The sequence below is a fragment of the Streptomyces sp. NPDC001530 genome, from assembly GCF_042894545.1.
GTDB lineage: Bacteria > Actinomycetota > Actinomycetes > Streptomycetales > Streptomycetaceae > Streptomyces.
In genome coordinates, this window is sequence record NZ_JBIAVS010000009.1 from 384,239 (window position 1) to 391,097 (window position 6,859).

General features: G+C 69.9%; 4 protein-coding genes and 2 pseudogenes. 5 read left to right on the forward strand and 1 reads right to left on the reverse strand.

Annotated elements, in window-relative coordinates; translation table 11 throughout:
- Positions 1 to 322 precede the first annotated feature (322 nt).
- Positions 323 to 985: a response regulator transcription factor gene (locus ACFY0T_RS20955; protein WP_019073943.1), complete on the forward strand. Its 663-nt coding sequence runs from the start codon at positions 323 to 325 to the stop codon at positions 983 to 985.
- 193 nt (positions 986 to 1,178) lie between these two features.
- Positions 1,179 to 2,453, forward strand: coding sequence for an HRDC domain-containing protein (locus tag ACFY0T_RS20960; RefSeq protein WP_388872435.1), 1,275 nt, complete (start codon positions 1,179 to 1,181; stop codon positions 2,451 to 2,453).
- A 100-nt stretch (positions 2,454 to 2,553) separates the two neighbouring features.
- Here the strand turns inward: ACFY0T_RS20960 and ACFY0T_RS20965 are convergent.
- Positions 2,554 to 2,727: pseudogene (locus ACFY0T_RS20965) on the reverse strand (carbohydrate ABC transporter permease); the annotation flags it as partial.
- A gap of 37 nt (positions 2,728 to 2,764) precedes the next feature.
- On the opposite strand from ACFY0T_RS20965, the pseudogene ACFY0T_RS20970 reads away from it, so the two are divergent.
- From ACFY0T_RS20970 to ACFY0T_RS20980, 3 genes and pseudogenes are all read left to right on the forward strand, one after another.
- Positions 2,765 to 2,962: pseudogene (locus ACFY0T_RS20970) on the forward strand (hypothetical protein); the annotation flags it as partial.
- Between the two features lie 303 nt (positions 2,963 to 3,265).
- Positions 3,266 to 4,495, forward strand: a complete 1,230-nt coding sequence (locus ACFY0T_RS20975) for a thiolase family protein (RefSeq protein ID WP_388872438.1) — start codon at positions 3,266 to 3,268, stop codon at positions 4,493 to 4,495.
- Entirely contained in the window at positions 4,492 to 6,621 is a 2,130-nt protein-coding gene (locus tag ACFY0T_RS20980; protein WP_388872441.1) for a 3-hydroxyacyl-CoA dehydrogenase NAD-binding domain-containing protein, read from the forward strand. Before ACFY0T_RS20975 ends, ACFY0T_RS20980 begins: the two co-directional genes overlap by 4 nt.
- Positions 6,622 to 6,859: the final 238 nt, after the last annotated feature.

A 6,859-nucleotide genomic window follows, 5' to 3' on the forward strand; every position in this document is an offset into this window, starting at 1 on the left:
CGTGAGTTCCGTACGGGTGCCCACCGCGCCCACCGTCCCGCTGGAAGCCCCGGCGCGCACGCCGACGCGCGCACCGCTTGCCGGTCCTTACCGGTTCTTTGTCGATACGGCCACTTTCGGCCGCGTATTGACGCGGATCGACTCGGTTCGATCTTCGGATGATCGATCGCGTGTCCGAATTGCACGGATTGTTACTCACCAAATCGTGATCATTCTCTAAAGGAGGACGGGTTTGGTGCCGAAGACGTCTGTGACCTTGAAAGCACGGTTCGTCCCGGCTTCATCCCCAGAGCCGGCTCCGACCCGCACCCCAGGAGGCCTGGTGTCCGTTCTCCTCGAGCAGCCCGCAAGCCTGGTCGCCTACCGCCCGAACAAGCCGACCGCCATGGTGGTCGTGGCCGACCCCCGGGTCCGCTCCACCGTCACCCGCCATCTGTGGGCGCTCGGAGTGCGCGACGTCATCGAGGCGTCGTCCGTCGCGGAGGCCCGTCCCCGAATCGGCAACCCGCGCGACATCTGCGTCGCCGACGTCCATCTGCCCGACGGCAGCGGGCTCACCCTGCTGTCCGAGACCCGAGCCGCGGGCTGGCCCAACGGCCTCGCCCTCTCCGCCGCCGACGACATCGGTGCCGTACGCAACGCCCTCGCGGGCGGCGTCAAGGGCTACGTCGTCACCGGCACCCGTACGAACGTCGGGCTCCCCACCCGGCCGGGCGCCGCGCCCATCGGCTCGGCCGCCGCCCGTATGCACCGCCGCCCCCCGGGTGCCCCGAGTCACCCGGGTGGCTACCGCGAGCTGTCCGGACGAGAGGTCGAGGTGCTCCGGCTGGTCGCCGAGGGCCAGTCGAACAAGGCCATCGGCGTCTCCATGGGCCTGTCCGCACTGACCGTCAAGAGCCACCTCGCCCGGATCGCCCGCAAGCTCGGCACGGGTGACCGCGCCGGAATGGTGGCGGTGGCCCTGCGCACCGGAATCATCCACTGATCCCTGATACCTGATCTCTGCTCCCTGATCCCCCTACTCCGGCCTTTCCCCACTCCGACCCGCCCACCGCTCGGCCCCCTCCCCCGCCCGTCAGCCGGATCTTTCACTGACCTGACTGGTTTACGACCCTCAGACGCCCGTCGACGGAACGTTCCGTCGACGGGCGTTGTCCATACACAGATACCCTTGACAGGTGACCGACGCCCAAGAGACCGCAGCAGACAGCTCACTGCGAACCACCGGAGGCGCCCCTCCGGACGACGTCGAATCGGCGCCGATCCCTTTGCTTGAGCCCCGAGACGGCATCCCACCCGTGATCGCCGACGACGCCTCGCTCGCCGAGGTGATCGCCGCCTTCGCCGCCGGATCCGGCCCCGTAGCCGTCGACGCAGAACGCGCGTCCGGGTACCGATACGGCCAGCGCGCCTACCTGGTGCAGCTACGCCGCGAGGGAGCGGGGACCGCGCTGATCGACCCCGTCGCCTGCCCCGATCTGTCGACCCTCGGCGAGGCGATCTCCGGAGTGGAGTGGGTGCTGCACGCGGCCACCCAGGACCTGCCGTGTCTGCGCGAGATAGGCATGATCCCGACGCGGCTCTTCGACACCGAGCTGGCCGGGCGCCTCGCCGGGTTCCCTCGGGTGGGTCTGGGCGCGATGGTCGAGAGCGTGCTCGGCTTCGTACTGGAGAAGGGGCACTCCGCGGTCGACTGGTCGACGCGCCCGCTGCCCGAGCCGTGGCTGCGCTATGCCGCGCTCGACGTGGAGCTGCTCGTCGACCTGCGCGACGCCCTGGAGAAGGAGCTCGACCGGCAGGGCAAGCTGGAGTGGGCCCAGCAGGAGTTCGAGGCGATCGCGCAGGCCCAGCCCGCGCCGCCGCGCAAGGACCCCTGGCGTCGTACGTCCGGGATGCACAAGGTGCGCCGCCGCCGGCAGATGGCGGTCGTACGGGAGCTGTGGGAGACCCGGGACCGGATCGCGCAGCGCAGGGACATCTCACCGGGCAAGGTGCTGGGGGACGCGGCCATTGTGGAGGCCGCGCTCTCTCTTCCGGCCAATGTGCACGCGCTCGCCGCGTTGAACGGGTTCGGGCATCGGATGGGGCGGCGCCAGCTGGAGCAGTGGCAGGCCGCCGTCGATCGCGCGAAGGCGCTGCCGGACTCCGAGCTGCCGCAGCCGGGGCAGCCGGTGACCGGGCCTCCGCCGCCGCGCGCCTGGGCCGACAAGGACCCCGCCGCCGCCGCTCGGCTCTCCGCCGCGCGGGCCGCTGTATCGGCCCTTGCCGAGCAACTCAACATGCCTCAGGAGAACCTGATCACGCCGGACACGGTGCGGCGGGTGTGCTGGGAGCCACCGGCCAGCCCGGACTCCGGGTCGGTTGCGGCTGCCCTCGTGGGTTACGGAGCGCGCCCCTGGCAGGTCGAACAGGTCACGCCTGTCTTGGTGGCGGCACTGTCCACCAAGGGCTGAGGGGCGCGCAGCCGCCGTAGGCGGTGAGGTCCTATGGCGGCTGCGGCTCGTTCGTGGCTGGTCGCGCAGGTCCCCGCGCCCCTTCAGGGGCACCCGGCGCTCACTTGGTCGCCCCTCGCATGAAGCCGTTGCAGACGAAGCGCTGCAGGAGCAGGAAGACGATCAAGGTCGGCTGGATGACGAGCACCGCGCCCGCCGAGATCGTCTCCCCGTGCGCGCCGAACGGGCCCTTGAAGCGGAACAGCGACGTCGAGATCACGCCAAGATCCTTGCTGCACCACCAGCAGACGACGGGAACGGGAAGCTGGAGCGCGGGCACGATCGTCTGGCCGCTCAACGACTGCTGGCCGGTGACGTCCTGGGCCGCGATCGACGGGGACGGCCGGGCGGAACAGCTCTACCACGAGCTGCGGCGGCTGTATGCGGACCGGTTGCTGACGCTCCAACTCCGGGGCGAGGGGCTGGTGTTGGCCGCCGCCAATCAGTCCGCGCAGGCATGGGAGGGGGCGCCCACGCCTGTTCTTACGCCTCGGGGGTCTGCGGCGCCGCCGCGGGTGTGACAGCCGTATGCGGACTGCCGGCCGTATGCGGCCTGCGGGCCGTATGTGGACTGCGGGCCGTATGTGGACTGCGGGCCGTATGTGGCTTGTCGCGCAGTTCCGCGCGCCCCCTACGGGGCGCGCCACGGTGTGTGACGTTCACCGCTCCGGCCTAGGGGACTGGGCAGCTACATTACCCGCAAGTAGCATGGGTCCTGAGCGCGCGCTCAGCGCATCGCAGCAGTGCCATCCCGCATCTGGAGGAGAGCCATCGTGCCTCGTACCGTCAGGGACGTCGTCTTCGTCGACGGCGTCCGCACCCCGTTCGGCAAGGCGGGCCCGAAGGGCATCTACCACGAGACCCGCGCCGACGACCTCGTCGTGAAGGCCATCCGGGAGCTGCTGCGCCGCAACCCCGGCCTCGACCCGAAGAAGATCGACGAGGTCGCCATCGCCGCGACCACGCAGATCGGTGACCAGGGTCTGACGCTGGGCCGCACGGCCGGCATCCTCGCCGGGCTCCCCCAGTCGGTCCCGGGTTACTCCATCGACCGCATGTGCGCGGGCGCGCTGACCGCCGTCACCACGACGGCCGGCTCCATCGCCTTCGGCGCGTACGACGCCGTCATCGCCGGTGGTGTCGAGCACATGGGCCGCCACCCGATGGGCGAGGGCGTGGACCCGAACCCGCGGTTCGTCAGCGAGAAGCTGGTCGACGAGTCCGCCCTGTTCATGGGCATGACCGCCGAGAACCTGCACGACCGCTACCCGCACATCACCAAGCAGCGCGCCGACGAATACGCCGTGCGCTCGCAGGAGAAGGCCGCCAAGGCGTACGCCAACGGCAAGATCCAGCAGGACCTGGTGCCGATCTCGGTCCGCAACACCAACGCGGAGGTCGGCGAGACGGGCTGGGGCCTGGTCACGGCGGACGAGCCGATGCGTCCCGGCACGACCCTCGAGAACCTCGCCGGTCTGAAGACGCCGTTCCGTGTGCACGGCCGCGTCACCGCCGGTAACGCCGCTGGTCTGAACGACGGTGCGACCGCCTCGATCATCGCGTCCGAGGACTTCGCCCGCGAGAACAACCTGCCGGTCAAGATGCGCCTGGTCTCGTACGCCTTCGCGGGCGTCGAGCCCGAGGTGATGGGCTACGGCCCGATCCCGGCGACCGAGAAGGCCCTCGCCAAGGCCAGTCTGTCGATCGAGGACATCAACCTCTTCGAGATCAACGAGGCCTTCGCCGTCCAGGTCCTGGCCTTCCTCGACCACTACGGCATCGCGGACGACGACGCGCGCGTCAACCAGTACGGCGGCGCCATCGCGTTCGGCCACCCGCTGGCCTCCTCCGGCGTCCGTCTGATGACGCAGCTGGCCCGCCAGTTCGAGGAGCAGCCGCACGTCCGCTACGGCCTGACCACCATGTGCGTCGGCTTCGGCATGGGCGCGACGGTCATCTGGGAGAACCCGCACTTCGAGGAAACCGCCGGAGGCAGCAAGTGAGCACCACCGCTGAACTTTTGAAGGGTGCGGCCGAGCTGTTCCCGGACGAGGTCGTGACGTCGGCGCACGTACGCCACCTCGACCTGCCGTTCGGCGCCGGGCGCTTCGCGCTCATCACGCTGGACAACGGCTTCGACCACACCAAGCCGACCACCTTCGGCCCGGCCTCGCTGGCGAACCTCAGCACCGCCATCGACCAGGTCGAGGCGGAGGCCGCGGCCGGCGAGATCGTCGGTGTCGGCATCACCGGCAAGCCGTTCATCTTCGCGGTCGGCGCGGACCTCAAGGGCGTCGAGCTGCTGAAGAAGCACGACGACGCGCTCGCCATCGGCAAGGGCGGCCACGAGGTCTTCAAGCGCCTGTCGGCGCTGGCCGTGCCGACCTTCGCGTACTACAACGGCGCGGCGATGGGCGGTGGCGTCGAGGTCGGTCTGCACTGCAAGTACCGCACGGTGTCGAAGGCCATCGCGGCCTTCTCGTTGCCCGAGGTCTTCCTCGGTCTGGTGCCGGGCTGGGGCGGCTGCACGATCCTGCCGAACCTGATCGGTGCGGAGAAGGCCGTCTCGGTCGTCATCGAGAACTCGCTCAACCAGAACAAGCAGCTCAAGGGCCAGCAGGTCTTCGACCTGGGCATCGCCGACGCGATCTTCGAGGGCGCGGACTTCCTGGAGCAGTCGCTGATCTGGACGGCCAACGTCCTCAAGGGCGACGTCGAGGTCGAGCGCCCGGTGATCGACCGCGGCGAGGCCTGGGACCAGGCCGTCGCCAAGGGCCGCTTCATCGCGGACAGCAAGGTGCACGGGGCCGCTCCGGCCGCCTACCGCGCCCTCGACATCATCGCCGCCGCCAAGAACGGCGACCTGCAGCAGGGTTACGACGCCGAGGACAAGGCGCTCGCCGACCTGATCATGGGTGGCGAACTGCGCTCCGGCATCTACGCGTTCAACCTGGTCCAGAAGCGCGGCAAGCGTCCGGCGGGTGCGCCGGACAAGTCGCTCGCGCGTCCGGTCACCAAGGTGGGCGTCGTGGGCGCGGGCCTGATGGCCTCTCAGCTCGCCCTGCTCTTCCTGCGCCGCCTCGAGGTGCCCGTCGTCCTGACGGACATCGACCAGGAGCGCGTCGACAAGGGTGTGGGCTACGTCCACGCCGAGATCGACAAGCTGCTGAGCAAGGGCCGCGTGAACCAGGACAAGGCCAACCGCCTGAAGGGCCTCGTCACCGGTGTGCTGGACAAGGCCGAGGGCTTCTCCGACGCCGACTTCATCATCGAGGCGGTCTTCGAGGAGATCGGCGTCAAGCAGCAGGTGTTCGCGGAGGTCGAGGCGGTCGCTCCGGCGCACGCGATCCTGGCGACGAACACGTCTTCGCTGTCGGTGACGGAGATGGCGTCGAAGCTGAAGAACCCCGAGCGGGTCGTCGGCTTCCACTTCTTCAACCCGGTCGCGATCCTGCCGCTGCTGGAGATCGTCCGTGGTGAGCAGACGGACGACGCCTCTCTGGCCACGGCGTTCGCCGTCGCCAAGAAGCTGAAGAAGACGGCGGTTCTGGTGAAGGACGCCCCGGCGTTCGTCGTGAACCGCATCCTCACCCGCTTCATGGGCGAGATCCAGAACGTCATCGACGAGGGCACGCCGGTCGAGGTCGCGGAGAAGGCGGTCGAGCCGCTGGGTCTGCCGATGTCGCCGCTCGTGCTGCTGGAGCTGGTGGGCCCTGCCATCGGCCTGCACGTCTCGGAGACCCTCAACCGGGCCTTCCCGGACCGCTTCACGGTCTCCCCGAACCTGGCGGCCGTCGTCAAGGCGGGCAAGCGTGGCTTCTACGTGTACGACTCCGGGAAGCCGGAGCTCGACCCCGAGGTGGCCGCTCTCCTCAAGCAGGGCGATGTCGTCCTGACCGAGGAGCAGGTCCGTGACCGCGTCCTGGACGCGGTGGCCCAGGAGATCGGTCTGATGCTCGACGAGGGCGTCGTCGCCGAGGCCCAGGACATCGACCTCTGCCTGATCACCGGTGCCGGCTGGCCCTTCCACCTGGGCGGGATCACTCCCTACCTGGACCGTGAGGGCGTCTCCGAGCGGGTGAACGCGAAGCGGTTCCTGGAGCCGGGTGTGGCTTCCGTCCCCGCGTAAGCGCTCCGCTGTGTTTGTCGGGTGCCCTGCACGCCAACTGGTGTGCAGGGCACCCGGCGTTGGTGCCGGGCCAGAGGTTTTTCGCCCCCTCCGCCCCTGCCCGTCCCGTACCAGCCTTTCGGCTGCGGGTGGGTGGGGGCTTGTCGCGGCGGTGCCCCCCCCCCCCCCGGGGGGGGGGGGGCGGCGCCCGGGGGGGGGGGGCGGGGGGGGCCCCCCCCCCCGCCCACCCCCACCACCG